This is a genomic window from Aquicoccus porphyridii (assembly GCF_008369105.1).
Lineage (GTDB): Bacteria > Pseudomonadota > Alphaproteobacteria > Rhodobacterales > Rhodobacteraceae > Aquicoccus > Aquicoccus porphyridii.
Window position 1 is genome coordinate 74,967 of record NZ_VINQ01000002.1, and the last position, 26,676, is coordinate 101,642.

Sequence of the window (26,676 nt, forward strand, 5' to 3'; positions counted from 1 at the left end):
ATATCCATGAAAAACCTGATCCTGACCACCGCCGCGCTGGCCCTCACGGCCGGCTTCGCCATGGCCGACACCGTGCGCCTCGGCACCGAAGGCGCCTATCCCCCGTTCAACTTTCTCAACGATGCCGGCGAGATCGACGGCTTCGAGCGCGAGCTGGGCGACGAGCTTTGCGCCCGCGCCGAACTGACCTGCGAATGGGTCACGAACGACTGGGATTCGATCATCCCCAACCTCGTTTCGGGCAATTACGACGTGATCATCGCGGGCATGTCGATCACCCCCGAACGCGACGAGGTGATCGACTTCACCCAGAACTACACCCAGCCCGACCCCTCCGCCTACATGGTGCTGACCGGCAACGAGGGGCTTGACGTGACCGGCGCCGTGATCGCCGCCCAGACCAACACGATCCAGGCCGGGTTCGTGGCCGAAATGGGCGCGCCGCTGGTGGAATTCGCCACCCCGGACGAGACCATTTCTGCCGTGCGCACCGGCGAGGCCGACGCGGTTCTGGCCGACAAGAGCTATCTTGCCCCCATCGCCGAGGAAAACGCCGACCTGACCCTCCTGGAACGCGATGAGCTGATCGGCGGCGGCGTCGGCATGGGCCTGCGCGAAAGCGATGGTGAGCTGCGCGAGAAATTCGACGCCGCGATCCAGTCGATGAAGGATGACGGCAGCCTCAACACGCTGATCGAGAAATGGGAAGTCGGCGAAACCTTCTGATGCGCTGGTCGGGCGGGATCATCCCCGCCCGACCCCGTAAAGGCCCGCGATGTTCTCATATTGCACCGACCCCGCCGCGCTCTCCGGCCTGACCTGGCTTTCGTGCTACCTGACCACGGGCAAGCACATGGCGCTCTACTGGTCCTTCGGCACGGTGCTGACGCTCCTGGCGATCACCGCCCCCACGGCGCTGGCACTGGGCTTTGCCGGGGCCTCGGCGGCCCGTTCGCGCATCAGACCGCTCTCGTGGCTGGGAAAATTCTACATCGCCATCGTGCGCGGCGTGCCCGACATCGCGTTCTTCCTGTTTTTCGTCATCGCCCTCGACCAGGGGATCGAATATCTCCGGCACAAGGTGAAATGCCCCGATTGGTCCGAACCGATCCGGCAAGGCAATGATTTCGTGGTCTGTTCCGCCGCCAAGATGCCGCTCTCGACGGCGTCGCAATGGCAGCATGACGTCTATGGTTTCGCGCTGGCCGTGGTGACCTTTGCCATCGTCTTTGGCGCCTTTGCCGCCAACGTGCTCTTCGGCGCCATGCGCGCCGTGCCCCACGCCCAGATCGAAACCGCCGAAGCCTATGGCATGTCCCCACGCCAGGCATACTGGCGCGTGCTGGTGCCGCAGATGTGGATCTATGCCCTGCCCGGTCTCGGCAATCTCTGGATGGTGCTGATCAAGGCCACGCCGCTGCTCTTCCTGCTCGGCATTTCCGATATCGTCTACTGGGCGCGCGAACTGGGCGGGGCGAAAACCGCGCGCTTCACCGATTACCCGCATCCCGACTGGCGGATGTGGTATTTCCTGGCGCTGCTGGTGTTCTATCTCGGTTTCACCAAACTCTCTGAAATGGTGCTCGAACGCCTCACCCGGCGGCTCAGCCACGGACAGGCCACCGCCGGGGGCGAAGCGCTCAGAAAGGCCGCGACATGAGCTGCTGGCAAACCATACAGGATTACGGGCTGCGCGCGCTGGGCCATGGCGAACGGCTGCTGCCGCGCTCGGATTTCACGCTCTGCCAGCAATTCACCCTGATCGGCTCGGGGCTCATGTGGAACATCTATTTCGGCGTTCTGGCGCTGCTGGCCGGGTTCATCCTTGCCAATGCGCTGGCCGTGGCCAAGGGCGCCAATCACCCGCTGCTGCGCAAACCCGCCGAATGGTTCATCTTCATCTTCCGCGGCTCGCCGCTCTTCATCCAGTTCTTCTTCGGCTATTTCCTGTTTCTCTCGCTCAAGGGCGTCTCGCCGGTCTTCACGCCCTTCACCTCGGCCGCGCTCGGCGCGCTGGTGGTGCTGTTCTTCAACACCGCCGCCTATTCGGCCGAAATCTTCTACGGCGCGCTGCGCTCGGTGCCCAAGGGCGATATCGAGGCTGCGGATGCCTATGGCTTTTCCGGCTGGACCCGGTTCCGCCGCATCGTCTGGCCCACCGCCATGCGCCTCGCCTGGCCCGCCTACACGAACGAGGCGATCTTTCTGTTCCACGCCACCGTGCTGGTGTTCTTTTCCGGCTTCCCGGCCTGGCAACAAAAGGGCGACGCGCTCTATTACGCCAGCTATTTCGCCGACAAGACCTTCAACCCCTTCATCCCCTATCCGATCCTCGCGGGCTATTTCATCCTGCTGACGCTTCTCATCATCGGGGTCTTCGGCCTGATCAACCGCCACCTCAACCGACACCTGCCACAGGATTCGCGCCCCCGCCTGCGCTTTCGCCCCAACCTGATCCGCTGACAGACAGCCGTGATCCAGAATGCGCGCCTGCGGCGCAAGACGATTGTGGCATGCAGGGGGSTTTGCCCCCYCTGGCTTCGCCATTCACCCCCAGAGTATTTCCCGCCAAGAAAGAGACCCATACTGGTTCTTTCTTGGTAAAAATACTCATTGTCCTGGCATCGAAAGACACCCTGGCGCCGATCATCACGCATCGCGTCGCAACATGCTGAATGAGTCTGCGCGGAAGCGCACAATTTGAAACCGTGCGGTTAAGGAGAACCGGGGTCAGCCCCCTGCCTTGGCCTTCTCGATCGCGGGCAGGATGGTTTCGTTCAGCACCCGCTGCGTGATCGGCCCGGCAAAACGCATGGTCACGATGCCATTGGCGTCGATGATGAAGGTCTCGGGCGCGCCATAAACACCCCAGTCGATCTTGGTGCGCGCGGTCTTGGCCTCGCCGAGATGCGAGAACGGGTTATCCTCCTCTTCGAGATAGGCCAGCGCGCGTTCCGTGGTGTCATCGAAATTGATCCCGTGCAGCGGCACATCGAGATTGTCGCGAATCCACAAGAGCGTCGGATGCTCGGCCCGGCAGGCGACACACCACGTGCCCCAGAAATTGACCAGCTTCACCCCCGGCGCATTGAGCACCTCATCGGTCAGAAGCGGCGTCTCGCCCAGTTGCACCAGTTCCACGGGCGGCACGGGCTTGCCCACCCGCTGCGAGGGCAGCTCGTCGGGATTCTCGCGCATCATTCCGAAAAAGAACAGCGCCGCCAGCCCCGCGAAGACAAGCGGCGGGGCCATCATCATCGGGCTAACCCTCGCCATGGTTTTTCCTCCGCGTTTCAATATCGTCAAGCTGCGCCCTGACCTTGCGCGACCGGCGGACCGACAGCACCACCAGCGCAACGATCAGCAGGATCGACACCGCGTAGGATGATAGCACGGCCTCGGCGTATTTTCCCAGGTCCGGCATCATCCCAGCCGCTCCCGCGCCAGAAGCGCCCGCATCCTGCGCGCCCGGATCTCGGTATTGGTGCGAAGGATCACCAGCGCGATGAACAACAGGACAAACCCCGCGATCGAGACCAGTGCCGGAAACCAGAAGACATCCGCCACGTTCTCCTTCTTGTCGAGACTGAGCGACGCGCCCTGGTGCAGGCCCTGGTTCCAGAAATTGACCGCATAGCGGCTCAGCAGCGCGAACACCGACCCCACGAGGCACAGGACCGCGGTCAGGTCGGCGGCGGTGTCGTCATTCTCGATCGCCTCCCAGAGTGCGATATAGCCGAGGTAGAACAGGAACAGGATCAGGAACGAGGTGAGCCGCGGGTCCCAGGCCCACCAGGTGCCCCACATCGGCTGGCCCCAGATCGCACCGGTGGCCAGCGCGATCACCGTCATCACCGCGCCGATCGGCGCGGCGGCGCGCGCGGCCAGCGCGCTCACATGGTGGCGCCGCACGATCCAGACCAGCGAGGTGATCAGCATCATCACCCAGATATTGATCGCCATCATCGCGCTTGGCACATGCAGGTAGAAAATCTTGACGGTCGAGCCTTGCCGGAAATCATCCGGCGTGAAGAAAAATCCCCAGACAAGCCCGACCACGAGGCACACCACCGCCGCGACCCAGAAATAGGGCAGTGCCCGTTCGGTCGTGCGCATGAATTTCAATGGGTTGGCATATTCCCACAGCGCGTTGAGGTTCATCTCGGACCCATCTTCGGTTGCATCTCCTGCTGCCTTTTGCCAGCCGTCACAGCCATCCGCCTTGATCTGCCTTAAATCACCGCGCTTTTCCAGCCTGAACGGTTCACAAAATCATCACCTTTCGTCGCAGGCCCGCGGCCTCTCAGCGCAGGTTGACCCTGAGCACCGCCGCGCTGGCAAAGGGCAAAAGCGCGATCACCCCCGCGCTGATCCCCGCCAGCATCAGCATCGGCGTGGTGGTGTCGGCCCCTTCGGCCCCGCGCCGGGCCATCTCGGCGCCGAAGATCAGCGTCGGCACGTAAAGCGGCAGCACCAGAAGGCTCAACAACAACCCCCCCCGCTTGATCCCCACGGTCAGCGCCGCACCGAAGGTGCCGATCACCGAAAGCGCCGGCGTGCCCAGGAGGAGCGACAGGACAAGCGGTGCGTATCCCGCCCCCGGCAGGCTCATCAGCACCGCGAAAAGCGGGCTGGCGATCACCAGCGGCAGGCCGGTCGTGATCCAGTGCGCCAGCGCCTTCATCGTCACGATCCCCTCCAGCGGCAGGGGCGAGGTCGCCAGCAGGTCAAGGCTGCCATCCTCCCAGTCGAGCGCGAGAATCCGGTCGAGCGACAAGAGACACGCCAGCAGCGCGCCAAGCCACAGGATACCCGGCGCGATCCGCGCCAGAAGCCCGGTCTCGGGGCCCACACCGAAAGGCACCAGCGTCACCACGATGAGGAAGAACGCAAGGCCAAGGCCAAAACCGCCCCCCGCCCGCATCGCCAGCCGCAGATCGCGCATCAGAAGGGCAATCACAGGAACACCTCGTCGAAATGGTCCTCTTGCGCGGCGCGTGCCCGGAACGGGCCGACATCCAGAACCGCCGCCTCGTCGAGGCCAAGGTCGATATGCGTGGCCATGAGCGCCATGCCGCCCCCCGCCAGATGCGCCCGCACCGCGCGCACGAACATCGCCACCGCCTCCACGTCGAGCGACACGGTGGGCTCGTCGAGCACCCAGACCGGCCGTCCCGTCACCAGAAGCCGCGCCAGCCCCAGCCGCCGTTTCTGCCCCGCCGAAAGCGCCCCCGCCGGGCGGGCGCGCAGATCGCGCAGCGCGAACCCGTCCAACGCCGCGTCGATCCCGCCAGTGCCAAACACCGCCGCCCAGAACGAAAGGTTTTCCTCGACCGTCAGCGTCGCCTTGAGCCCGTCGGCATGGGCGGCATAGGTCATCGTTTCGCGGTCAAGGCTGATCCGCCCGGCAAGCGGCGGTTGAAGCCCGGCGATCGTGCGCAGAACCGTCGTCTTGCCGATCCCGTTGGGCCCGCGCAGGATCAGGGCATGCCCGGCCGCCAGCCGGAAATTCAACCCCTCCAGAACCGGGATACCGCCACGCGCGACGGAAAGTTCGCTCACTTCGAGTTCCATGGCTCCGCCTTAGCGCAGTCCTGACGCCAACAGAACCGCTTTTCGCCGCGACATACCGCCTTCACACCGCAAGTGCGGCCATCGCCACGCGCCGCCCCTCGGCGGCCAGCACGTTCCATGTCCGGCAGGCCGCGGGCGTGTTCATGACCTCGGCCCCAAGCCCCGCCGCCTCGATCTCGTCGCGCAGGCCCGCGTCAATATTGGCGATCTCCGCCCCGGTGCCGAACAGGATCACGTCGATCTCGCCCACCAGCGCCATGATGCGCGTGCGATCCTCCAGCTCCTCCAGCGGCTCCACCCCGGTGGTGGTCAGCAGAACCGCGCCCTCATAGACAGTGCCGCCGATGCGGAAGAATCCCGGCCCGTAGCCGTCGATCGGTTGCACATCACCGAAGTCGACCTGCGAAAACCTCATGTCGTCCCTCCAATGACCGACCAGAGCCCCGACAGCGCCGAGGCGGCGATGATCCCGTAGGCCACCGCGCGATAGAGCCTCTCATACCCGGGCCGGAACATCCACCAACCCAGTGCATTGCCTAGAAGATAAGGCAGCGCCGCCATCAGGCCAAGCACCAGCGGGAGACCCCAAAGCCGCCCCAGAACCGCGAAACTCGCCAGAACCAGAAGGTCGAACCCGTAAAGGTAGGTCGTGGAATTCGCCCGGATCACGCGGGCGGGATGCGGGCTTGCCATGTAAAGCAGGATCACCGGCGGCCCGGGAATGCCCACCGCACCGCCGAGGAAACCGCCCACCCCGCCGGTGGCATAGACCAAGGGCGGCCTCAATGTGCCGCGATAGCGCACCCCGCCGATCAGCAACGCCAGAAGCGCCAGGCTCAGCACAGAAACCACGACCCGGAACACCACCGGATCGACCCAGAAGAGCACCGCCAGACCGACCGGCAACGCCACCACCGTCCCCGCGAAAAGCCGCATGAGATCGCGCGGATGCCCCTCGCGCAGCGCCCGCGGAATCATCGGCAGGGGGCCGATCGAATCCATCACCATGAGGATGATGATCGCCCAGACCGGCTCGACCACCCGCGTGGCCACCGGCAGAAAGATCATCGCGGTGCCGAACCCGGCGAACCCGCGCACGATCCCGGCCACGAGGGCCGCCGCGAAAACCCATCCAATGCCCTCGATGGCAAAGGCATCGGCGACGATCTCAGGCATCTATGTTGGCGAATTGCGTGCCCGCATTGGCGTCCGGCTTGGACCAGTCGCGCTTCACGCCCAGCCGCAACAGGATGATACTGGCCACGAAGATCGAGCTGTATGTGCCCACGATCACGCCCCAGATCATGGCAAAGACAAAGCCCCGGATCACGTCGCCGCCCAGCACGAAAAGCGAGATCAGCGCCAGAAGCGTGGTAACCGAGGTCATGATCGTCCGGCTCAGCGTCTCGTTGATCGAGATGTTGAGCACCTCCTTGAACGGCATCTGCTTGTATTTGCGCAGGTTCTCGCGCACCCGGTCGAACACCACCACCGTATCGTTGAGCGAATAGCCCACGATGGTCAGAAGCGCCGCGATGATCGCGAGGTCGAACCTGATCTGCAATTCGCTGAAAATCCCGATGGTCAGCAACACGTCATGCACCAGCGCCGCAACCGCCCCCAGCGCGAACTGCCATTCAAACCGCAGCCAGATATAGACCAGCACCGCCCCGATGGCCAAAAGCACCGCGATCACCGCGGTCTGGATCAACTCGCCCGACACCTTGGGCCCGACCGATTCGACGCTTATGAAGCGGATATCTGGCACCACCTCCTGCAACGCCGCCTCGACCGCCTCGATCACCTCGGGGCTGACCGATTCCTCGCCGTCCTGCGCCTGGATACGCACCATCGCCACGTTCTGCTCGGGTCCGAAGGTCGGGTCGAACACCTCGGTGATGGTCACGTCGCCCAATTCGAGCGCATCAATCGCGCCGCGATAAAGGCCGATATCGACGGTCTGCGCACTCTCGGTGCGGATCGTCGTGCCACCGCGAAAGTCGATGCCGTAATTCAGCCCCTGCACGAGGAAACTGGCCAGCGCCACTACCATCAGAACCGCCGAAATCCCCAGCCAGAGTTTCGGGCGGCCGAAGAAATCCCATTTGGTGTCATTGGGAACGAGTTTCAGGCGCATATCGTCAGACCTCCAACGTCTTGGGACGGCGGCGTTCGAACCACATCACGATGATCACCCGGGTGACGAAAATCGCCGTGAACACCGATGTCATGATCCCCAGGCCCAGCGTGATCGCAAAGCCACGTACCGGCCCCGACCCTACCGCGTAAAGGATCACCGCGGTGATGAACGTGGTGATATTGGCATCCACGATGGCCGACAGCGCCTTTTCATAGCCCAGATCGATCGCCCGCGCCGGGCCTTTCGCGGTCTTGAGCTCCTCTCGGATACGCTCGAAGACCAGCACGTTGGCGTCCACCGCCATGCCTACGGTCAACACGATTCCCGCGATCCCGGGCAGGGTCAGCGTCGCCCCGATCAGGCTCAGCAGCCCGAAGATGAGCCCGATATTGATGATCAACGCCACGTTGGCGAAAAGCCCGAACATGCCATAGCTGAGCGCCATGAACACCAGAACAGCGCCAAACGCCACGATGGTCGCGATCTTGCCCGCCTCGATACTGTCGGCGCCGAGTTCCGGCCCGATGGTCCGTTCTTCGAGAAAATCGAGCCCCGCCGGAAGCGCCCCGGCCCGCAGCAGCACGGCCAGCTCGGTCGATTCCTCCAGCGTGAACCGCCCGGTGATGATGCCCGAGCCACCCGCGATATGCGCCTGGATGGTCGGTGCGCTGATCACCTCGCCATCGAGAACGATGGCAAAGGGATTGCCGATATTCTCGGCGGTGTAATTGCCGAACCGGCGCGCGCCCGACGGATCGAACCGGAAAGTGACGGCAGGCCGCCCGTTCTGGTCGAAACTGGGCTGCGCATCGACGAGATCCTCGCCGGTCACCACCGGCGATTGTTCCAGCACGTATCGCACGCCCTGATCCTCGCCGCGACCGGGCAGAACCTCTTCGCCCGGCCCCGCGGTCACGTCATCACCGCTCGAACGCGTCACCACCGGCTGAAAGGTCAGTTGCGCCGTGGTGCCGATGATCCGCTTCAATTCCGCCGCACTGCCCAGCCCGGGCACCTGGATCAGGATTCGCTCCGACCCCTGCCGCTGGATCGTGGGTTCGCGCGTGCCGACCTCGTCGATCCGGTTGCGGATGATCTCGAGCGCCTGGCGCACGGTGCGGTCATCGGTGGCCAGCTTCTCGGCATCCGACAACTGCACGATGATCGTGTCGCCCTCGATCGAGACGTCGATATCCGTCGCCCCCGCCCCGGTCAGGCTCGTGACCGGCCGCGCCAGCCCCCGCACAAGGCTCGCCGCGCGCTGCACCTCGTCGCCTTCGGATACGCGGATGCGCAACTGGTCCTCGGGGCCGGGTTGCAGGCGGATCGTGCCAATCGTGGCGCGCTCCTCGCGCAGCATGTCGCGGATCTCGGGCCACATGCCACGGATACGGCTGCGATAGACATCCTCGACCTGAACCTCGGCCAGAAGATGCGCACCGCCGCGCAGATCAAGCCCGAGGTTGACCAGCCCCGAAGGCAGCCAGCCGGGCCACATCCCCACCTGTTCGGCCAGCCCCTCGGCCGCGCCGCCGTTCTCGACCGCGCGCACCGCGTCGTTATGGGTCTCGACCCGCGTGTAAAACGCGTTCGGCATGGCCAGGATCAGGCCTACCACCACGGTGGCCCAGATCAGCACCCGCTTCCACGTATCAATCTGAAGCATGACAGCGCCCCCGGATCAGCACCAATGTGCGAGTTTCACGACTTCGCGGGCTCTGTCTTGCTCAGAACTTGCGAGATGGTCGCCTTGACCACCCGCACCTTGACGCCCTCGGCGATCTCGACCTCGATCTCGCCATCGTCCTTGACCTTGGCAACCTTGCCGATCAACCCGCCCTGGGTGACGACCTGATCGCCACGGCGCAGCGCCTCGACCATGGCCTGGTGATCCTTCAACTTCTTCTGTTGCGGACGGATGAGCAGGAAATACATGATCGCGAAGATCAGGATGAGCGGAAGAAACGAGGCAAGCGCGCCGTCCATGAGAGTCCCTTTCGATACTTGGCTGGCACCGGCCAGTGCCTGTGCAACTGCCTGTGCAAAGTTTGGCGGAACCTATGCCCTGACCCAAGGCTTTGCAATCCCCTCAGACCCGGTTTTCAACCCGGTTCGGACACCGCCTCCCACCCATCGTCATTCCCCCGTTTACCACCGGCGTCTAAATCGGCCATAAGGCATCCACCAACCACCCGAGTCACGAAGGACAAGACCGATGCATGACATCCGCGCCATCCGCGATAACCCTCAAGCGTTCGATGCGGCCCTCGCCCGCCGCGGGGAAGCGCCGATGTCGTCGGAAATCCTCACGCTCGACGAGGCCCGCCGCGCCAAGATCCTCGCCGCCGAGACCGCGCAGGCCGATCAGAACCGCGCCGCCAAGGCGATCGGCGCCGCCAAGGCCGCCGGAAACGACGCCGAGTTCACCCGCCTGCGTGACGAGGTCGCAGCCAAGAAATCCGAAGTGGCCCAGATGCAGGCCGAGGCGAAAGAGCTTGACCACAAGCTCGCCGACCTGCTGATGACCCTGCCCAACCGGCTTGCCGACGATGTGCCCGACGGCGCGGACGAGGCCGACAATGTCGAAATCCGCCAGCACGGCACCCTGCGCAACTTCGATTTCACCCCGCGCGAACATTACGAGATCGAGGGCGTCAAACCCGGCATGGATTTCGAAACCGCCGCCAAGCTTTCGGGCAGCCGCTTCGTGGTGATGTCGGGCGGCGTCGCGCGCATTCACCGCGCGCTCGCCCAGTTCATGCTCGACACCCACATCGAGGACCACGGGCTGAGCGAGACATGGACCCCCGTGCTCGTGCGCGAAGAGATGATGTATGGCACCGGGCAATTGCCCAAGTTCGGCGAAGACAGCTACAAGACCACCAATGGCTGGTGGCTCGTCCCCACCGCCGAGGTGACGCTCACCAATATCGTCAATGACACGGTGATCGACGAGGATGACCTGCCCCGCCGCTATGTCGCCCACACCCAGTGTTTCCGCTCCGAAGCGGGCAGCGCCGGGCGCGACACCGCGGGCATGCTGCGCCAGCACCAGTTCGAAAAGGTCGAAATGGTCTCGATCACGCGGCCCGAGGACTCGATGGCGGAACACGCCCGCATGACCCGCTGCGCCGAGGCGATCCTCGAAAAGCTCGACCTGCCCTATCGCACCGTGGTGCTCTGTTCCGGCGACATGGGATTCGGCATGCTCAAGACCCATGACATCGAGGTCTGGTTGCCCGGCCAGGGCACCTATCGCGAGATTTCATCGGTCTCGGTCGCCGGCGATTTCCAGGCCCGGCGCATGAACGCGCGCTACAAGCCCGCCGATGGCGGCAAGCCGCAATTCGTCCACACGCTCAATGGCTCCGGCCTCGCCGTGGGGCGGGCGCTGATCGCGGTGCTGGAAAACGGACAGGCCACCGACGGGTCGGTCGATCTGCCCGTGGCCCTGCACCCCTATCTGCGCGGCAAGACCCGGCTTTCGCCCGACGGCACGCTGGTGTGAAACTTCCGTCCGGGCGGCGCGACATCTTGAACCGCGCCGCCCGACCCCACATCTGAAATCAATGACACGCGTTCTTGCCGTCTTCACCCTCACCATGGCCATCGGCTTCGCGCTGGTGCCCTTTGTCACATCCGGCTTCAACGGCTTCGCCCCCGACCAGTTCCCGATGCCGCAGATCGACCCACCGGTGCAGCCCGCGGGCTATGCCTTCTCGATCTGGGGGCTGATCTATCTCTGGCTCATTGCGGGCGCGGGCTATGGCCTCGTCAATCGGCCCGACGCGCCCGGCTGGCACGCGGCGCGACCCGCCCTTCTGGTCAGCCTGCTGCTCGGCATGTTCTGGATTCCGCTGGCACAGGTTTCGGTGCCCTGGGCGACGGTCGTGATCTGGCTCATGCTCGTCACCGCGCTGGCTGCGCTCTTGCGCGCCCACCGGCAGGACCGGCTCTGGCTGCGCGAACCGATCGGGCTTTACGCGGGCTGGCTCACCGCCGCCTCGTCCGTCTCGGTCGGGCTGATGCTGGCCGGATACGGCGTGACCGGGCCGAGCGTCGCCGCGCTCATCGCGCTCGCGCTGGCCCTTGTCATCGCCACCGCCATCACCCGAGCCCGCCCCGACACGCTGGCCTATCCGCTGGGCGTGATCTGGGCGCTGATCGGCGTCGTCGTGCAAAACCTCGCACCGCTCGATCCGGCGACACTCGGCCTCGCCACCATCGGCATCGCCGCCCTCGGGCTACAGGCATGGCGCAACGCCCGCGCGCCCCATTAGCGCCTGTCGCCTCTGATTGGAAACACTCGCCCCGGCCCAGAGCCGGGGCCTCTCGGCCGTGTCAGAGGCCCCGCCTCAAACCCGGGGCGAGTGGGCCTGAATCCGGTCCGATACGACATGCGTTAACCTTTTCACGCAGCACCCACCCCCCGTCGTTAACCATTTGCCCGGCAGCCGGGCGGCAGCCGGACAGTGCACGCGTTGTGCGTCGTGATTTTGCGCCAAATCCGCCCCGCGTTAACGTTAACGAATTTATTCGGCAGGTGCGTTAACCATTTCGCCCACCCCGTCGCGCGCCGCCGCAAAGCCCACCATCCGCTGCGCCCGCTCATCGTAAAGTTTCCAGCGATAACAACTTATTGCCTCGCGAAACCCGATCTCGTAACTCGCCAGCAGATCCCCCGTCTCCGCGAAACAGCGTTTGAGGTTGTAGCACGGGATATTGGCGTTCAGGTGGTGCAGATCGTGATAGGCGATGTTGAGCGTCAGCAGGTCGAACAACGCGCCGAACCGCAGCACCGAAGTCCCCTCCAAAGCCCCTTTTTCAAAGGTATATTCCGGCCGTCTGCCCCAATAGACCTGCTCGAAATTATGCACCACGTAAGGGATCACCGCCCCGAACGTGGCCCCAACATAGATCGAGCCGAGAAGCACCATAATCCCGGCCCAACCCGCGACAAGGAATATCCCCGCGAAATACCCCGCAACCATCGCATCATGCAGGATAACCCATTGAACTCCGGTCTTTATTCCATTCCGGGGAAAGCGCCGCAGGATGAGGTAAAGCACGAATGGCCCGACCAGAAGCAGGGTAAAGGGCGAGCGATAGAACCGATACCAAAGCCGCCGCGCCAGCGGCGCATTGCGGTATTCCTCGACCGTCATGATGTCGATTTCAAAGGCCTCGCGATGGTCCAGATCGCCGACATGCGCATGGTGCAGATTGTGGTTATAGCGCGTCGCCACATAGGGGCTCAGCGATATTGGCGAAATCACCTCGCCCACCACGTCATTGAGCCTGCGCGAGCTAAAGAAGGCCCGATGCATGCAATCATGCTGGATCATGTAGACCCGCACCCCCATCAACCCCGCCAGCACCGTCAGCGGCACGACCAGCCACCATGTTTGCGCATACAGGATGGCCAACCCGATGCTCACCCCGTAAGCCAGCAGCGTCCCCAACAACTCGCCCCAGGCACGCCGATCATGTTTCGCCGTGTAACCCCTTGTAAATTGACGAATATTCATCTCGTCACCGTCCCCCGACTCTGCCCTCCACATAGCCGTGAGCAGGCAGAATATTCTTATTTCGATGGGACAAGGCTAACCAGAACGGAGGCCAAGAAAAAGCATGAAAAACCTTACCTGCCGCGAGTCAACTCACTCGCGCCGCCCCTCCAGATGCTTGCGCAGCTTCGACGGCGCCTTTTTCTTGCGATCCTTATAGGGGTTGCGATCGCCCTGCCCACGCATATAAAGCCGGATCGGCGTGCCGGGCATGTCAAAGTCGTCCCGCAACCCGTTGACAAGATAGCGAGAATAGCTGTCTGGCATCTTGTCGGGATGGCTGCACATCACCACGAAACCGGGCGGCCGCGTCTTGGCTTGCGTCATGTAGCGCAGCTTGATCCGCTTGCCCTGCGGCGCGGGCGGCGGGTGCGCCTCGACCATGTCGCCCAACCACCGGTTGAGCGCGGCGGTCGGCACGCGCCGGTTCCAGACCTCATGGGCTTTCATCACCGCGGCCTGCAACCGGTCCAACCCCCGCCCGGTCTTGGCCGACACCGTCACCAGCGGCGCCCCGCGCAACTGCGGCAAAAGCCGGTTGAAAGCTTCTTTCAGATCCCGCAGCTTCTGCTGCTTTTCCGGCTCCACGTCCCATTTGTTGACCGCCACCACCACCGCGCGCCCCTCGCGCTCGGCCAGATCGGCAATCCTGAGATCCTGCTGCTCGAACGGGATTTCGGCATCGAGCAGAACCACCACCACCTCGGCGAATTTCACCGCGCGCAAGCCATCCGAAACGCTCAGCTTTTCCAGCTTGTCCTGCACCTTGGCGCGTTTGCGCATCCCGGCGGTGTCGAACAATCGCACCGGCACGTCGCCCCAGTCGAGGATGAGCGAAATCGCATCGCGGGTGATCCCCGCCTCGGGCCCGGTCAGCAGGCGATCTTCGCCCAATATCTTGTTGATAAGCGTGGATTTTCCGGCATTGGGCCGACCCACTACGGCGATCTGCAGGGGCCGCTCGCGGGTCGGCATCCGCGGGGTGTCCTCGTCGTCGTCCTCGACCGTGACGTCGGTCTCGGGCGCGTCCTGCGCGGCCCGTTCCGCATAGGCATCCGACAGCGGCGCCAGCATCGAATACAGCTCGTTCAGCCCCTCGCCATGCTCCGCCGAAAGCCGCACCGGCTCGCCCAGGCCGAGCGAATAGGCTTCGATCAATCCCGCATCCGCCGCCGACCCCTCGGCCTTGTTGGCGGCGAGGATCACATGCGCCGATTTCTTGCGCAGGATGTCGGCAAAGACCTCGTCGGTGGGCGTCACACCCGCCCGCGCGTCGATCATGAACAGGCAGATATCGGCCATCTCGACCGCGCGTTCGGTCAACCGCCGCATCCGCCCCTGAAGGCTGTCGTCGGTCGCCTCTTCAAGCCCCGCCGTGTCGATCACCGTGAATCGCAGATCGCCCAGCCGCGCCTCACCCTCGCGCAAATCGCGCGTCACGCCGGGCTGATCATCGACCAGCGCAAGGCGGCGGCCGACCAGCCTGTTGAACAGGGTGGATTTGCCCACGTTGGGCCGTCCCACGATGGCGAGGGTAAATGTCATCTCAAAGCTCCGGGCGCATCAGACCGCCCCGATACATCACCAATGGCTCATCGGAAAGCGTAAAGCGCACCCCGCGACGAGACCACATACATCACGCCACCCGCAAAGACCGGGTTGGTGGTCGCCCCGCCGGGAATTTCGACCGTGCCCACCAACTCGCCCGAGACCGGATCAAAGGAACGGACAAACCCGTCATTGCTGGCCACGATCAACCGGCCACCCGCGATCACCGGCCCGTAATGGGCGAACACCTCTTTCTGACGCCGGGGTCGATCCTTGACGAAAAGCGGAAGTTTCGTGCCCCAGATCCGGCTGCCATCCTCGGCATCGAGCCGGACCAGCTCGTTCTGATCCGAGACCAGGAACAGCGAGCCACCCGCCACCCAGACCGGGTTGAGCGGCCCCTCTTCTGCGGTCCACAAACGCTCGCCCGTGCCCGCGTTGAGTGCGACCAGCCGCCCACCATAGGTGCCGACATAGGCCGTGGTGCCCGACAGGACCGGGTCACCGGTTATATCGGTCACCCGCGCCCGGCTGAACCCGTCGCGATGCCCCGAGATCACCGCGTTCCAGAGCCGCAGCCCGCCACCGCGGAACGCCGCCTGGACCTCGCCCGAGCCAAAGGCGAAGATCGCCACCTGGTCGTTCAGTGCCGGGGCCGGTCCGCCCAGGACGTTATGCACGCTGGGCGTTGAATCGAACTGCCAGAGAATGCGGCCATTTTCGGTATTGAGCGCCCATGCCGTGCGATCCCCCGCGACAAGGTAGACCGTGTCGCCCATCACCGTCGGCGTGCCCGACCCCGTCGTTTCAAGCTTTTGCTGCCATAGCTGCTGCCCGGTCGCGGCATCAAGCGCGGTAAGCAACCCGAATCCCGACGAGACAAAGAGCTTGCCATCGGCAAAGGCCAGTCCCCCGCCGGTGGCATCGCGTCCACGGTCGCGCGGCGGGACAAGATCGCTCGACCAGACGGTTTCACCGCCGGTGCTCGTCGCCGTCACCCGGGCTTCGGAATCAAGGGTGAAAATGCGCCCGCCGGCCACCACCGGATCGGCGGTGATGCGGTTGCGCCGCGCGTCGCCCGCGCCAATATCGTTGCTCCACAGCATCTCCATCGCGCCACCAAAGGCCGGATGGGCCACCCGCGTTGCCGGGCTGCCGTGGCGTTGCGTCCAGGCGGTATTCGCAACAGTGGCCGGCAGGCTCACCGGAAGCGCCCGGTTCTCGGGCACTTCTTGCGCGGCCAGCGCGGCCTCGTCCTCGCTCAGGACGGCGCGCAGGTTCTCGCGCTCTCCCGGCAGGATGACCTGGCGCTCGGCACAGGCGCTCAGCCCGACCAGACCGGCGAGGCCAAGGGCCCAACCCCAGTTTCTGACCAATCGAACCCGCATTGCTGCCCGTCCTGCCCCTGTCTCAGCCCAGATCATGGCCCCACCTACCTTGTCATTCCGGCCCTGTCATCGCGGCGTTACCCGCCGTTCGTGGCCGACGCCGCCCCGTTCACACGTACCGGCGTCTCCGGCTCGGCGCCCAGGGCCACAATCAACTGAGTTGCCCGCCGACGCAAGCCCGCCGTTGCCCCGTCATCCTGCGCAATCGCCTGCAACCGCTCGACCGCGGCGCCGGTCTCGCCGGTTTCCACGTCGATCAGCGCCAGTTGCTCCTCGGCCAGAAGCCGCAGTTGCGATCCCGGCCCGATCAGCGAGGCGTAGCCTTCACGGCGCTCCTCGGGCGAAAGGTTCCTGCCCTGCACGGCCAACAGCTTGAACAGCGCAACCTGACGATACACCAATGGCAGGTCAGAACGTTCCGACACCGCCTTCAGCCCGTCAATCGCAGCATCATGCGCGCCCGCATCAACCTGCTCGCCCGCCGCCAGCAACGCGGCCACGGCCTGCGCCCCCGGGCTCTCGGGGTCAAGACTGGCCAACGCGTCCGCCCGTGCCTCGGGCGCATCGGCCTGCAACGCCGCGATCATCGCATCGCCAGTCTGTTGCGCCGCGCGTTCATTCTGCGCCTTGCGCCATTCATTCCACGCCGCGCCACCGACCAGCAAGAGAACCGCCAGAATCGCGATCCATCCATAACGCCGCATCAACGCGAACAACCGGTCGCGCCGCACCTCTTCGGTGACTTCCTCGATAAAACTGTCGGTCTGGCTCACGCACTCGCCCCTTTTCGGTTTCGCCCCTCTTAGCGCAGCACCCGCGCGCTGCCAAGGGCCGCGCGTGTCGCGATTGCCTGGCATCACCGAAGAAAATCACCGGGGAAAAAGCACCAACACGCCCGCTTGAATTCATTCCCGGGCGGCACTAAACTGAACCCGTGAGTTCACTTTCTGTGCCGCAGCATCCTTCGGAGCCCGCGTGATGCTTGCAAACCGGGCGATTTTGCCTAATTAGCCGACAAGCGGTAGTACCGCCCGGCAAATGGTCGCGAAAGGCGAGTTATATGCGCATCATCCCGCTTCTGACAGCCTGCCTCGTGACGGCATTCCTCTATCTGCTGATCATCGAGCGCGACATGCTATTCTCCTTCGCGCGCGGCGAAGCCGAGACGACCACCATGGCGAGCCAGGACAGCACGGCCACGCAAGACCCCGGCCCGGCGCAGTCCGATGCCATCGGTGTCGTCGCCATGCACTCCGACGCCCGGGAAATCGACAGCGCCGTCATTCTGCGCGGCCAGACCGAGGCCGCCCGTCAGGTCGAAGTGCGCGCCGAAACTTCGGGCCTCGTGGTCTCCGAACCGTTGCGCAAGGGCGCTTTCATCGAGGCTGGTGAATTGCTCTGCCGTCTCGATCCGGGCACCCGGGCGGCCTCGCTGGCCGAGGCGCGGGCGCGCCTCGAAGAGGCCCGCGCCCGCATGCCCGAGGCCGAAGCCCGCATTCCCACCGCCGAAGCCCAACTCGAAACCGCCAAGGCACAGCTCGAAGAGGCCCGCATCAACGACAACGCCGCGCGCAAACTGTCCGAGGGTGGCTTTGCCTCCGAATCCCGCGTCGCCGGCGCACAGGCCGCGATCCGCGGCGCCGAGGCGGCGGTGAAATCCGCCGAGGCCGGGGTCAAGACCGCGCAATCGGGACTGATGACCGTGGCCGCGGGCATCCAGTCGGCCGAGGCCGCGGTAGCGGCGGCGGAAAAAGAGATGTCGCGGCTCGAAATCCACGCCCCCTTCGCGGGTCTGCTCGAATCCGACACCGCCGAACTCGGCTCGCTGATCTCTCCCGGCAGTCTCTGCGCCACCGTGATCCAGCTCGACCCGATCCGGGTCGTCGGCTTCGTGCCCGAAACCCAGATCGACCGTGTCGAGGTTGGCGCGCAGGCCGGTGCGCGCCTCGCCGACGGGCACGAGGTGACGGGTCGCGTCACCTTCCTGTCACGCGCCGCCGATCCGCTGACCCGCACCTTCCGGGTCGAACTGCAAGTGCCCAATCCCGACCTCGCCATCCGCGACGGCCAGACCGCCGAGATCGCCATCGCCTCGGACGGGGCATCGGCACATCTCGTGCCGCAATCGGCCCTCACGCTCAGTGATGACGGCAGGCTCGGGGTGCGCATCGTCGACGATCAAAACCACGCCTTGTTCCGCCCCGTCGCCCTCCTGCGCGACACTGCGCAAGGTGTCTGGATCACCGGGCTCGATGATCGCGCCGACGTGATCGTGATCGGGCAGGAATACGTGGTCGACGGCGTGCCGGTCCGGCCCAGCTACGAGGACCAGACGCAATGACCCGCATTGTCGACTGGGCCACGAACCGGGCCCGCATGGTGCTCGCCTTTATCGCGCTCTCGCTTCTGGCGGGCGGCTATTCCTATTTCCAGCTCCCCAAGGAGGGCGAGCCCGATATCCAGATCCCGGGCCTCTTCGTCTCGGTCCCCTTTCCCGGCATCTCCGCTTCGGACAGCGAAACCCTGCTCGTCAAGGTGATGGAGACCGAACTCAGCGATCTCGACGGGCTCAAGAAAATGACCTCGACCGCCGCCGAGAACTATGCCGGGGTGTTTCTGGAGTTCGAATTCGGCTGGGACAAAAGCTCCACCATGGCCGATGTCCGCGACGCGATGAACACGGCCGAGGGAAAGTTTCCCCAGGGATTCGAGAAATATTCGATCAACGAGATCAATTTCTCGGAATTCCCGGTGCTGATCATCAACCTCACCGGGGCGGTGCCCGAACGCACGATGAACCGCATCGCCAAGGATCTGCAAGACCGGATCGAGACGCTCGATTCCGTGCTCGAAGCGGGCATCGCGGGCAACCGCGACGAGATGCTCGAAGTGGTGATCGACCCGCTCAAGCTCGAATCCTACAACGTGACCGCAGGCGAGTTGATCTCGGTCGTGCAGAACAATAACCAGTTGATTGCCGCGGGCGAGGTGGACTCCGCCACCGGCACCTTCGCGGTCAAGATCCCGTCAAGCTTCGACAGCCCGCAGGATGTCTATTCCCTGCCGGTCAAGACCAATGGCGATCGGGTGGTCACGCTGGGCGATCTGGCCGATATCCGCCTGACCTTCGAAGACCGCCGCTCGACCGCGCGGTTCAACGGCGAAAACACCGTCGCGCTCCAGGTGGTCAAGCGCAAGGGCTTCAACCTTCTCGACATGGCCGACACGGTCAAGGCCACGGTTGAACGCGCCAGCGCCGAATGGCCCCCCGAAATGCACGCCGCCGTTCAGGTCGGCACCTCGAACGACCAGTCCCGCGTCGTGGGCAGCATGATCAGCCAGCTCGAAGGCTCGGTGCTGACCGCCATCGCGCTGGTGATGATCGTCGTGCTCGGCGCGCTCGGCGTGCGCCCCGCGCTGCTCGTGGGCTTTGCCATCCCGACCTCTTTCCTGCTGTGCTTTGCCTTTCTCGCCGTGATGGACGTGCCCGTGTCCAACATCGTGATGTTCGGACTGATCCTTGCCGTTGGCATGCTGGTCGACAGTGCCATCGTGGTCGTTGAATACGCCGACAAGCGCATTCAGGCCGGCACCGGGCCGATGCATGCCTATGTCGAGGCCGCCAAGCGCATGTTCTGGCCGGTGATCTCGTCAACCGCCACGACGCTTTGCGCCTTTCTGCCGATGCTGTTCTGGCCCGGCGTGCCGGGGCAGTTCATGGGGATGCTGCCGGTCACGCTCATTTTCGTGCTTTCGGCCTCGCTCATAGTGGCGCTGATCTACCTGCCGGTCATGGGCGGGGTAACCGGGCGCGTGACACGAAGCTTCACCCGCGTCGCCGACTGGCTGCGCGCCCGCCTTCCCTGGACCCTGCGCGCCGCGCTCGTCCCGCCCGCGCTCGGCCTGATCTTCGTGGGCATGATGCAGGTGCTCAACCCCGATTACCTCATGCGCCCCTTGACCGGCGGGTCAACCCCGCTGACCGGGTTCATGGCCTATGTGCCCGGCATTGTCCTCTTCCTTCTCGGGACGATGGCAAGTTCGATCACGCTCTCCGCGGCCAGGATCGCCCGCCGCGCGCCACCCGTCGCCGGGCGCCGTCGCCGCACGGGGTTCGGCTGGTTCATCAAGCTGCTGACCGGCAACCCGTTCATGCCGATCGTGACCATCGCGGCGGTGGTCTTCGTGGTGGTCAACGTCTTTGTCTATTACGGCGAGAACAACAACGGCACCGAATTCTTCGTCGAGAGCGAACCCGAACAGGGCATCGTCTATGTGCGGGCACGCGGCAATCTCTCGATTGCGCAAAAGGACGCGCTGGTGCAGCAGGCCGAGAAGGTCGTGCTGGCGCATCCGGGTGTCGATAACGCCTTTGCCTTCGCCGGCGAGGGCGGGTTAAACAACAATACCGGCGGTGCGCAGCCGCCCAAGGATACGATCGGCCAGGTCCAGTTCGAAACCATCCCCTGGGAGGACCGCACCGACCGGCCCGACCTCGACGGCGACATCGTGATCGACGAACTGACCGAGGCGCTCGAACAGATCCCCGGCATCAGGATCGAGATCATCTCGCAGTCGCGCGGCCCCGCTTCGGCCAAGCCGGTACACCTGCGGCTCAAGGGCGACGACTGGGAAGACCTCATCGCGGCCACCGAAGCCGCCCGCGCCCGGTTCGACGAGACCCTCGCACTCGAACTGGTCGAGGATACGCTGCCCCTGCCCGGCATCGACTGGCAGATCGACGTCGATGTCGAACAGGCCGGGCGCTTTGGCGCCGACGTGGCCACCGTGGGCGGCATGGTCCAGCTTGTCACCCGTGGCCTGCTGCTCGACACGATGCGGGTGGACAGCTCGGACGAGGAGATCGAGATCCGCGTCCGCCTGCCCGAGGGCGACCGCGTGCTCTCGACCCTCGACACGCTCAAGCTGCGCACCGCCGAGGGGCTGGTGCCGCTGTCGAATTTCATCACCCGTCAACCGGTCGCCAAACTGGCCGAGATCAACCGCACCGACCAGACCCGCTATTTCGACATCAAGGCGGCGGTCAGCGCGGGCCATCTGAACCTGCGGCAGGTCGTGGGCGACGGCACCCGCCCACTGGCCACGCTTGGCCCGCTCACGTCCGGCACCGACACGATCACCCTGCCCGACGGCACGGACCACGCGCTCCTTGCCCTCGCACCGGGCGTCACCCGCGACGATATCCGCACCGCGATCAACGCGGGCGAGACCCGCACCGCGCCCGTCACCGCCAATGAACGCATCGCCCATCTGACCGAATGGCTTGAAACCAGCCCCCTGCCGGGCGGCATCGAATGGGAATGGACCGGCGACCAGGACGACCAGGCCGAAAGCCAGACCTTCCTGATGTCCGCCTTCGCCGGGGCACTGGCGCTGATGTTCATCATCCTGCTGGCGCAGTTCAACAGCTTCTACAATGCCGTGCTGGTGCTGCTCGCCGTGGTGTTATCGACCACCGGGGTGCTGATCGGCATGCTGGTCATGGATCAGTCCTTCTCGGTCATCATGACCGGCGTGGGCATCGTCTCGCTCGCGGGTATCGTGGTGAACAACAATATCGTGCTGATCGACACCTATCAGGATTGTGCCAGCTACATGCCCCGGGGCGAGGCGATCATCCGCACCGCCGAAGACCGCATCCGCCCGGTGATCCTGACCACGATCACCACCATGGCCGGCCTCACGCCGATGATGTTCGGGCTCAGCCTCGATTTCTGGAACGGCGGTTACACGATCGACAGCCCGACCGCGCTGTGGTGGAAACAACTGGCCACCGCGGTCGTGTTCGGCCTTGGCGTGGCCACCATGCTCACGCTGGTCTTCACCCCTTCGATGCTGGCGCTCAGGGTCTGGGTCTCGACCTATGCCGTCTGGACCGCCCGCGCGCTCAAGGCGCTCAGCCTCGGCCGGGCCAGCCGCGCGGCACAGGATTTCGCACTGCGCCGGGCCGCCAACCGGATCAGTGGGCCCGAACTGCTCTGGCCCACGGAATTCGCCACTGTCCCGGCCGATTTCGAAGAGGTCGACAACGGCACCACCGACCCCACCGCGGACGAGATGCAATCGGTCTTCGCTCGCCTCGGCAAGCTGGAATCACCCGCCGATGCCGACAAGGACAGCACCCAGCCCGACGCGGAAACCGACGAGACCGAGAGCAAGACAGACAAGGGCAACGACACCGTGCGCGCCGCCGAGTAGCACAACAGCCCGCCCAGCCTTTGCAGCCTCGCAGCGCGTGTTCAGACCTGCCACAACACAGGGTCGTCAAAACTCTGCGCGACCCCGACTCGGCCTGACCCGGTATCAGGGGCAAAGACCGCCACCTGCCAGGCGTCGCGCCATGGCTCTTCAACCGGATGGGGCGGCTCCATGCCACGGGCAAAGGCCGGACCAAATCCCGACCGCCCGTAATAGGCCGGGTCACCAAACACAAAGACCGCCGCCACGCCATCCGCACGCAATCGCGTCAGCCCTTCAGCGATCAGCGCACCACCAATTCCCTTTCGCTGGCACGCGGGGCGCACCGCCAACGGCGCCAGAAGCGCCGCCCTTCGCCCCGCGATCCCGGCCGCACTGAAGAGGATATGCCCGACCGTGCCTTCGTCGGTTTCGGCCAGCAGCGACAGGGCCGGCTGCGCCGTCTCGTCCTGCAAGAGCGCGGCGACCAGCGCCGCCTCGTCATCCTGCCCAAAGGCCTCCCGGTGAATTTCCTGAACCATCGCCGCGTCCGCGGCACCCGCATCCCGCACCCGGATCACGCCGCTTCCTCGCGGTCCGACGCCTGCCGCTGCCACAGGCTCCAGTAGCGCCCCTGCCGCGCCAGAAGATCGGCATGGGTGCCTTCTTCGGCAATCTCGCCATTCTCCAGAACGACGATCCGGTCGGCATCCGCCACCGTCGATAGGCGGTGCGCGATGGTGATCACCGTGCGCCCCTCGGCGGCCCGTTTGAGCGCGCCCTGAATCTCCTGCTCGGTCTCGGTATCAAGCGCGCTCGTCGCCTCGTCCAGAAGCAGGATCGGCGGGTTCTTGAGCAGGGTCCGGGCAATGCCCACCCGCTGCTTTTCACCGCCCGAAAGCTTCAACCCCCGTTCACCCACCGCCGTGTCATAACCCTGCGGCAGGCTGGTGATGAAATCGTGAATCTGCGCATCCTTCGCCGCGGCCACGATCTCTTCCTCGCTGGCCCCGTCGCGGCCATAGGCGATGTTGTAGCGGATCGTGTCGTTGAACAGCACCGTATCCTGCGGCACCACGCCAATCGCGTCATGCAGGCTCTTCTGGGTGACGTCGCGCACATCCTGCCCATCAATCGTGAGCGCCCCACCCTGCACATCGTAAAACCGGAACAAGAGCCGCCCAATGGTCGATTTCCCCGACCCCGACGGCCCCACGATGGCCACGCTCTGCCCCGCGTCGACCTCAAGGCTCACGCCCTTGAGGATCGGTCTTTCGGCCTCGTAGCCAAAGCGCAGATCGTCGAGCCGCACCACCCCGCCATCCACCGCCAGCGGTTTGGCATCGGGTTTGTCGGCCACGTCGGTGGGCTGCTCCAGCAGATCGAACATCTCGCCCATATCAACCAACGCCTGCCGGATCTCGCGGTAAACCGTGCCCAGGAAATTGAGCGGCATGGTGATCTGGATCATGTAGGCATTGACCATCACGAAATCGCCCACGGTCAGCGTGCCGTTCTGCACCTCAATCGCGGCAAAGACCATCACCGCGACCAACCCGCCTGTGATCAGGAAGGACTGCCCGAAATTCAGGAAAGCCAGCGAATACGCGGTCTTGAGCGCGGCCCGCGCATAGGCCGCCATCGCGCTGTCATAACGCCGCGCCTCGCGCTCCTCGGCGCCGAAATACTTGACCGTCTCGAAATTCAGCAGGCTGTCGATCGCCTTCTGGTTGGCATCCGTGTCCTGATCGTTCATCTCGCGGCGCAGCTTCACGCGCCATTCCGTCACCTTGAAGGTGAACCAGACATAAAGCGCGATAGTGAGCACCACCGCACCAAGATAGCGCGCATCGAACAGCATGAAAAAGATCACCCCGATCATCATGAGTTCGAGCACCAGCGGCGCGATGCTGAACAGCAAGAAGCGCAGCAGGAATTCGACCCCCTTCACGCCGCGCTCAATGATCCGGCTCAACCCACCGGTGCGGCGCGTGATGTGATACCGCAACGAGAGCCGGTGGATGTGCCGAAAGGTCTCCAGCGCCAGCGCCCGCAGCGCCCGCTGCCCGACGGCGGCGAAAAACGCGTCGCGCAATTGCTGGAACCCGTTGGTCATCAGCCGGGCCATGCCATAGGCCACGGTCAGCCCCACCGCACCCAGCATCAACTGGCTCATCCCGGCGCCTGCCCCGCTGCCCGATCCTGCCCCGTCACCGCTCAGCGCATCGACCGCAAGCTTGTAGATCATCGGCGTCAGCACGGCGATCACCTTGGCGGCCACAAGTGCCACCATCGCCAGCACCACCCGGCGTTTCACCCATGCCGGTTCATCCGGCCACAGATAGGGCGCGACCCGCCGGATCGTGCGCAGCCCCGACGCCTGATCCTTGTTGAGCCTGGTATCGGTCTTGGCGCGGCCTCGGCGCATCGGTCGTCCTTTCCTCGGGGTCGAGGGGCTTAGATATGTCCCTTTCCCCGGGAATGCCAGAGGCAGCCCCCGCAGCGCGCCGGGTCAAACCCTCACTCGCGCGGAATGTCGAACACCTGCCCGGGATAAATCAGGTCGGGGTCGCGGATGCGATCGCGATTGGCCTCGTAAAGCCGCACGTAGAGAATGCCCTCGCCGTAATTCTCGCGCGCAATCGCCCAAAGCGTGTTGCCCGGCTGCACCGTCACCGCCGTCACCGGCCCGGACTCGGTCGTGGCATCGGCCAGAACCTGCGGCGCCTCGCGCTTGAACGGCGTCTCGACCCGGCTCACCACCCGACCTTCATCGTCGATCTGATCGACACGCAAGGTATAGACGCCCGTATCCACATCCGGCAGTTCCGTGCGCCAGTTTCCGTCCACCGCGATCCGCGAGGTGATCACCGGGCGGTTGTCGAGATAGACCCGCACAAACCCGCCATCCTCACCTCCCGCGCGACGCCCCCGCCCGGTGATCTCGACCTCTCCGGCCTCGGAATAGGTGATCGCGTCGATCGCCACCGCGCTCATCACCTCCGGCGTGGCCTCGCCCGACACTGGTGGCTGCACCACCCGCACCCCCGCGTCATCGGACAGCAGAACCGCGGTCCGCCGCTGCACGGGCACCGGGGCAGGCTCCGGGGCAGGCTGCGGCGCGGCCAGGACTTCCGTGCCGCCCGTTTCGGGGCTTTCCGGCTGCACCGTCACCACCGGCTGAACATCGGGTTGCGGCGCCGCCTCGGGCTGCGCATCCGGGGTGTCCGACACCCCCGCCCGTGCCGACCGGTCCGTATCGTCGCCCGCATCGCTGCCCCTGTCATCGGGGCCGCCCGTGTCGTCCCGTGCAACCTGTTCCTGCACAGCCGCATCCCGCGCCGGGTCTTCCGCCGGCGTATCCTGCGCCGATGCGGTCGCTTCCGGCTCGGTCGGCGCCGGATCGCCCCTTGACCCGGCCTCGTCACCCATTGCCACATCCACGCCCGGCTCCACCGCCGCAATCTCCACCGGCGCAAGGATCGCCTCGTCGCGCGACACCTGCCGCTCGCCGTCCACGATCTGCACCAGCCGAAGGACCCGCGCCGCATCCGACGGCGGCACACTCAGGAATCCGGCAAAACTGCCATCGCCGCCCGCCCGCAAACGGCTCACTTCCGCACCATCCAACTCGATCACGATCTCGGCCCCCGGGGCACCGCGCCCCGCCACCATCGCGCTGCCATCCACCTCGATCCGCACGAGGTCGAGCCGGGGCGAATGCGGGCTGTCCACCGCCTGATCCGCATCAGCCTCACCAGTATCATTCGCCGCCGCCTCCGGCCCTGACACGGTTTCCGCCACGTCCTCTGCATCCCCCGCAGGTTCGGCTGGTCCGCCCGCAACCGGCGGTTCGGGCGCGGGGTCCGGTTCCGGCAAAGCCGCGCGCTCAGACGCCGTGTCCGGCGCAGGATCGGCCTCGGACACGGGCGCCACATCCGACGCAATGTCGGCCTCCGGCACGGGGTCCACGCCCGGGGTGGGTGCCTGCGTTTCCACCTCCGCGCGGTCCTGCCCGGGCCCTGAGCCATCGCTTTCCGGCCCGGGCGTGCTCTGCGGCTCCACCGCCACCGGTGCAGGAACCTCGGGTTCAGGCGTCAACACCCCGCCCCACCAGGCCCCCGCCAATGCGACCGCGGCAACCGCGGCCCCCGCCAGCATCACGCCCTGCATCCCGGATAGCCCGGCCAGTTTGCTCATGTCAGAATCCTTCCCCTCCGCGCCATGGCAGCAAACGCGGTTGAGCCTCTTTAGCAACAAG

Annotated in this window: 24 protein-coding genes; 7 read left to right on the top strand and 17 right to left on the bottom strand. The window is 65.1% G+C overall.

The genetic code is table 11. From position 1 onward, the window contains the following. Positions 1 to 6: 6 nt before the first annotated feature. Genes FLO80_RS03465 through FLO80_RS03475 form a run of 3 tightly spaced genes read left to right on the top strand, consistent with a single transcriptional unit; the run spans position 7 to position 2,463 of the window. Positions 7 to 726, top strand: coding sequence for a transporter substrate-binding domain-containing protein (locus FLO80_RS03465; protein WP_111363874.1), 720 nt, complete (start codon positions 7 to 9; stop codon positions 724 to 726). A gap of 49 nt (positions 727 to 775) precedes the next feature. Beyond that, positions 776 to 1,660, top strand: a complete 885-nt coding sequence (locus FLO80_RS03470; RefSeq protein ID WP_111363871.1) for an ABC transporter permease — start codon at positions 776 to 778, stop codon at positions 1,658 to 1,660. Further along, a complete protein-coding gene (locus FLO80_RS03475; protein ID WP_111363868.1) occupies positions 1,657 to 2,463 on the top strand; it encodes an ABC transporter permease in 807 nt (268 codons plus the stop codon). The genes FLO80_RS03470 and FLO80_RS03475 overlap by 4 nt, the downstream gene beginning before the upstream one ends. A gap of 267 nt (positions 2,464 to 2,730) precedes the next feature. Here the strand turns inward: FLO80_RS03475 and FLO80_RS03480 are convergent, their stop codons facing one another. The 10 genes from FLO80_RS03480 to yajC form a co-directional block, all read right to left on the bottom strand. Further along, positions 2,731 to 3,276: a DsbE family thiol:disulfide interchange protein gene (locus FLO80_RS03480; protein ID WP_111363866.1), complete on the bottom strand. Its 546-nt coding sequence runs from the start codon at positions 3,274 to 3,276 to the stop codon at positions 2,731 to 2,733. Further along, entirely contained in the window at positions 3,263 to 3,427 is a 165-nt protein-coding gene (ccmD, locus tag FLO80_RS03485) for a heme exporter protein CcmD (protein ID WP_188078204.1), read from the bottom strand. The genes FLO80_RS03480 and ccmD overlap by 14 nt, the downstream gene beginning before the upstream one ends. Continuing rightward, positions 3,424 to 4,161 (bottom strand): heme ABC transporter permease, encoded by a 738-nt coding sequence (locus FLO80_RS03490; RefSeq protein ID WP_111363863.1) that lies wholly within the window; start codon positions 4,159 to 4,161, stop codon positions 3,424 to 3,426. Before FLO80_RS03490 ends, ccmD begins: the two co-directional genes overlap by 4 nt. A 142-nt stretch (positions 4,162 to 4,303) precedes the next feature. After that, positions 4,304 to 4,960 (bottom strand): heme exporter protein CcmB, encoded by a 657-nt coding sequence (ccmB, locus tag FLO80_RS03495; protein ID WP_111363860.1) that lies wholly within the window; start codon positions 4,958 to 4,960, stop codon positions 4,304 to 4,306. After that, positions 4,957 to 5,574: a heme ABC exporter ATP-binding protein CcmA gene (ccmA, locus tag FLO80_RS03500; protein ID WP_111363857.1), complete on the bottom strand. Its 618-nt coding sequence runs from the start codon at positions 5,572 to 5,574 to the stop codon at positions 4,957 to 4,959. Before ccmA ends, ccmB begins: the two co-directional genes overlap by 4 nt. 61 nt (positions 5,575 to 5,635) lie before the next feature. After that, positions 5,636 to 5,989, bottom strand: a complete 354-nt coding sequence (locus FLO80_RS03505; RefSeq protein ID WP_111363854.1) for an Mth938-like domain-containing protein — start codon at positions 5,987 to 5,989, stop codon at positions 5,636 to 5,638. Next, a complete protein-coding gene (locus tag FLO80_RS03510; RefSeq protein ID WP_111363851.1) occupies positions 5,986 to 6,750 on the bottom strand; it encodes a TSUP family transporter in 765 nt (254 codons plus the stop codon). The genes FLO80_RS03505 and FLO80_RS03510 overlap by 4 nt, the downstream gene beginning before the upstream one ends. After that, a complete protein-coding gene (secF, locus tag FLO80_RS03515) occupies positions 6,743 to 7,711 on the bottom strand; it encodes a protein translocase subunit SecF (protein WP_111363848.1) in 969 nt (322 codons plus the stop codon). The genes FLO80_RS03510 and secF overlap by 8 nt, the downstream gene beginning before the upstream one ends. A 4-nt stretch (positions 7,712 to 7,715) precedes the next feature. Then, positions 7,716 to 9,380 carry a protein translocase subunit SecD gene (gene secD / locus FLO80_RS03520; protein WP_111363845.1) on the bottom strand — a complete coding sequence of 555 codons (1,665 nt, stop codon included), beginning with the start codon at positions 9,378 to 9,380 and terminating at the stop codon, positions 7,716 to 7,718. 35 nt (positions 9,381 to 9,415) lie between these two features. Then, positions 9,416 to 9,700 (bottom strand): preprotein translocase subunit YajC, encoded by a 285-nt coding sequence (gene yajC, locus FLO80_RS03525; RefSeq protein ID WP_111363843.1) that lies wholly within the window; start codon positions 9,698 to 9,700, stop codon positions 9,416 to 9,418. Between the two features lie 229 nt (positions 9,701 to 9,929). On the opposite strand from yajC, the gene serS reads away from it, so the two are divergent. Both serS and FLO80_RS03535 read left to right on the top strand, forming a co-directional pair. After that, the gene (serS, locus tag FLO80_RS03530) at positions 9,930 to 11,222 is read left to right on the top strand and encodes a serine--tRNA ligase (protein WP_111363840.1); all 1,293 of its coding nucleotides are present in this window, start codon (positions 9,930 to 9,932) and stop codon (positions 11,220 to 11,222) included. Positions 11,223 to 11,283: 61 nt separating this feature from the next. Further along, on the top strand, positions 11,284 to 11,994 hold the full coding sequence (locus FLO80_RS03535; protein WP_111363837.1) for a TspO-related membrane protein: 711 nt from the start codon (positions 11,284 to 11,286) through the stop codon (positions 11,992 to 11,994). Positions 11,995 to 12,246: 252 nt separating this feature from the next. On the opposite strand, the gene FLO80_RS03540 is transcribed toward FLO80_RS03535, so the two are convergent. The 4 genes from FLO80_RS03540 to FLO80_RS03555 form a co-directional block, all read right to left on the bottom strand. Further along, entirely contained in the window at positions 12,247 to 13,242 is a 996-nt protein-coding gene (locus tag FLO80_RS03540) for a fatty acid desaturase (protein ID WP_188078205.1), read from the bottom strand. 132 nt (positions 13,243 to 13,374) lie between these two features. Beyond that, a complete protein-coding gene (der, locus tag FLO80_RS03545) occupies positions 13,375 to 14,826 on the bottom strand; it encodes a ribosome biogenesis GTPase Der (protein WP_111363831.1) in 1,452 nt (483 codons plus the stop codon). 47 nt (positions 14,827 to 14,873) lie between these two features. Further along, positions 14,874 to 16,217 (bottom strand): PQQ-like beta-propeller repeat protein, encoded by a 1,344-nt coding sequence (locus FLO80_RS03550; protein WP_111363829.1) that lies wholly within the window; start codon positions 16,215 to 16,217, stop codon positions 14,874 to 14,876. Between the two features lie 77 nt (positions 16,218 to 16,294). After that, the gene (locus tag FLO80_RS03555; protein ID WP_111363826.1) at positions 16,295 to 16,990 is read right to left on the bottom strand and encodes a tetratricopeptide repeat protein; all 696 of its coding nucleotides are present in this window, start codon (positions 16,988 to 16,990) and stop codon (positions 16,295 to 16,297) included. A gap of 287 nt (positions 16,991 to 17,277) precedes the next feature. On the opposite strand from FLO80_RS03555, the gene FLO80_RS03560 reads away from it, so the two are divergent. Together FLO80_RS03560 and FLO80_RS03565 are read left to right on the top strand one after the other, a co-directional pair. Beyond that, positions 17,278 to 18,558, top strand: a complete 1,281-nt coding sequence (locus FLO80_RS03560) for an efflux RND transporter periplasmic adaptor subunit (protein WP_111363823.1) — start codon at positions 17,278 to 17,280, stop codon at positions 18,556 to 18,558. Further along, positions 18,555 to 22,436 carry an efflux RND transporter permease subunit gene (locus FLO80_RS03565; RefSeq protein WP_111363820.1) on the top strand — a complete coding sequence of 1,294 codons (3,882 nt, stop codon included), beginning with the start codon at positions 18,555 to 18,557 and terminating at the stop codon, positions 22,434 to 22,436. Before FLO80_RS03560 ends, FLO80_RS03565 begins: the two co-directional genes overlap by 4 nt. Positions 22,437 to 22,477: 41 nt before the next feature. Here the strand turns inward: FLO80_RS03565 and FLO80_RS03570 are convergent, their stop codons facing one another. The 3 genes from FLO80_RS03570 to FLO80_RS03580 all read right to left on the bottom strand — a co-directional run bounded on the left by FLO80_RS03570 (position 22,478) and on the right by FLO80_RS03580 (position 26,615). Further along, entirely contained in the window at positions 22,478 to 22,996 is a 519-nt protein-coding gene (locus FLO80_RS03570) for a GNAT family N-acetyltransferase (protein WP_111363818.1), read from the bottom strand. Beyond that, the gene (locus tag FLO80_RS03575; RefSeq protein WP_111363815.1) at positions 22,993 to 24,843 is read right to left on the bottom strand and encodes an ABCB family ABC transporter ATP-binding protein/permease; all 1,851 of its coding nucleotides are present in this window, start codon (positions 24,841 to 24,843) and stop codon (positions 22,993 to 22,995) included. Before FLO80_RS03575 ends, FLO80_RS03570 begins: the two co-directional genes overlap by 4 nt. A 92-nt stretch (positions 24,844 to 24,935) precedes the next feature. Further along, positions 24,936 to 26,615, bottom strand: coding sequence for a LysM peptidoglycan-binding domain-containing protein (locus tag FLO80_RS03580; protein WP_111363812.1), 1,680 nt, complete (start codon positions 26,613 to 26,615; stop codon positions 24,936 to 24,938). Positions 26,616 to 26,676 lie beyond the last annotated feature (61 nt).

What these genes read in the sequence shown, in the direction of transcription:
- FLO80_RS03465 (WP_111363874.1), top strand. Translation starts at nt 7, where the DNA reads ATGAAAAACCTGATCCTGACCACCGCCGCGCTGGCCCTCACGGCCGGC.
- FLO80_RS03470 (WP_111363871.1), top strand. Translation starts at nt 776, where the DNA reads ATGTTCTCATATTGCACCGACCCCGCCGCGCTCTCCGGCCTGACCTGG.
- FLO80_RS03475 (WP_111363868.1), top strand. Translation starts at nt 1,657, where the DNA reads ATGAGCTGCTGGCAAACCATACAGGATTACGGGCTGCGCGCGCTGGGC.
- FLO80_RS03480 (WP_111363866.1), bottom strand. Translation starts at nt 3,276, where the DNA reads ATGGCGAGGGTTAGCCCGATGATGATGGCCCCGCCGCTTGTCTTCGCG.
- ccmD (WP_188078204.1), bottom strand. Translation starts at nt 3,427, where the DNA reads ATGATGCCGGACCTGGGAAAATACGCCGAGGCCGTGCTATCATCCTAC.
- FLO80_RS03490 (WP_111363863.1), bottom strand. Translation starts at nt 4,161, where the DNA reads ATGAACCTCAACGCGCTGTGGGAATATGCCAACCCATTGAAATTCATG.
- ccmA (WP_111363857.1), bottom strand. Translation starts at nt 5,574, where the DNA reads ATGGAACTCGAAGTGAGCGAACTTTCCGTCGCGCGTGGCGGTATCCCG.
- FLO80_RS03505 (WP_111363854.1), bottom strand. Translation starts at nt 5,989, where the DNA reads ATGAGGTTTTCGCAGGTCGACTTCGGTGATGTGCAACCGATCGACGGC.
- FLO80_RS03510 (WP_111363851.1), bottom strand. Translation starts at nt 6,750, where the DNA reads ATGCCTGAGATCGTCGCCGATGCCTTTGCCATCGAGGGCATTGGATGG.
- secF (WP_111363848.1), bottom strand. Translation starts at nt 7,711, where the DNA reads ATGCGCCTGAAACTCGTTCCCAATGACACCAAATGGGATTTCTTCGGC.
- secD (WP_111363845.1), bottom strand. Translation starts at nt 9,380, where the DNA reads ATGCTTCAGATTGATACGTGGAAGCGGGTGCTGATCTGGGCCACCGTG.
- yajC (WP_111363843.1), bottom strand. Translation starts at nt 9,700, where the DNA reads ATGGACGGCGCGCTTGCCTCGTTTCTTCCGCTCATCCTGATCTTCGCG.
- serS (WP_111363840.1), top strand. Translation starts at nt 9,930, where the DNA reads ATGCATGACATCCGCGCCATCCGCGATAACCCTCAAGCGTTCGATGCG.
- FLO80_RS03535 (WP_111363837.1), top strand. Translation starts at nt 11,284, where the DNA reads ATGACACGCGTTCTTGCCGTCTTCACCCTCACCATGGCCATCGGCTTC.
- FLO80_RS03540 (WP_188078205.1), bottom strand. Translation starts at nt 13,242, where the DNA reads ATGAATATTCGTCAATTTACAAGGGGTTACACGGCGAAACATGATCGG.
- der (WP_111363831.1), bottom strand. Translation starts at nt 14,826, where the DNA reads ATGACATTTACCCTCGCCATCGTGGGACGGCCCAACGTGGGCAAATCC.
- FLO80_RS03550 (WP_111363829.1), bottom strand. Translation starts at nt 16,217, where the DNA reads ATGCGGGTTCGATTGGTCAGAAACTGGGGTTGGGCCCTTGGCCTCGCC.
- FLO80_RS03560 (WP_111363823.1), top strand. Translation starts at nt 17,278, where the DNA reads ATGCGCATCATCCCGCTTCTGACAGCCTGCCTCGTGACGGCATTCCTC.
- FLO80_RS03565 (WP_111363820.1), top strand. Translation starts at nt 18,555, where the DNA reads ATGACCCGCATTGTCGACTGGGCCACGAACCGGGCCCGCATGGTGCTC.
- FLO80_RS03575 (WP_111363815.1), bottom strand. Translation starts at nt 24,843, where the DNA reads ATGCGCCGAGGCCGCGCCAAGACCGATACCAGGCTCAACAAGGATCAG.
- FLO80_RS03580 (WP_111363812.1), bottom strand. Translation starts at nt 26,615, where the DNA reads ATGAGCAAACTGGCCGGGCTATCCGGGATGCAGGGCGTGATGCTGGCG.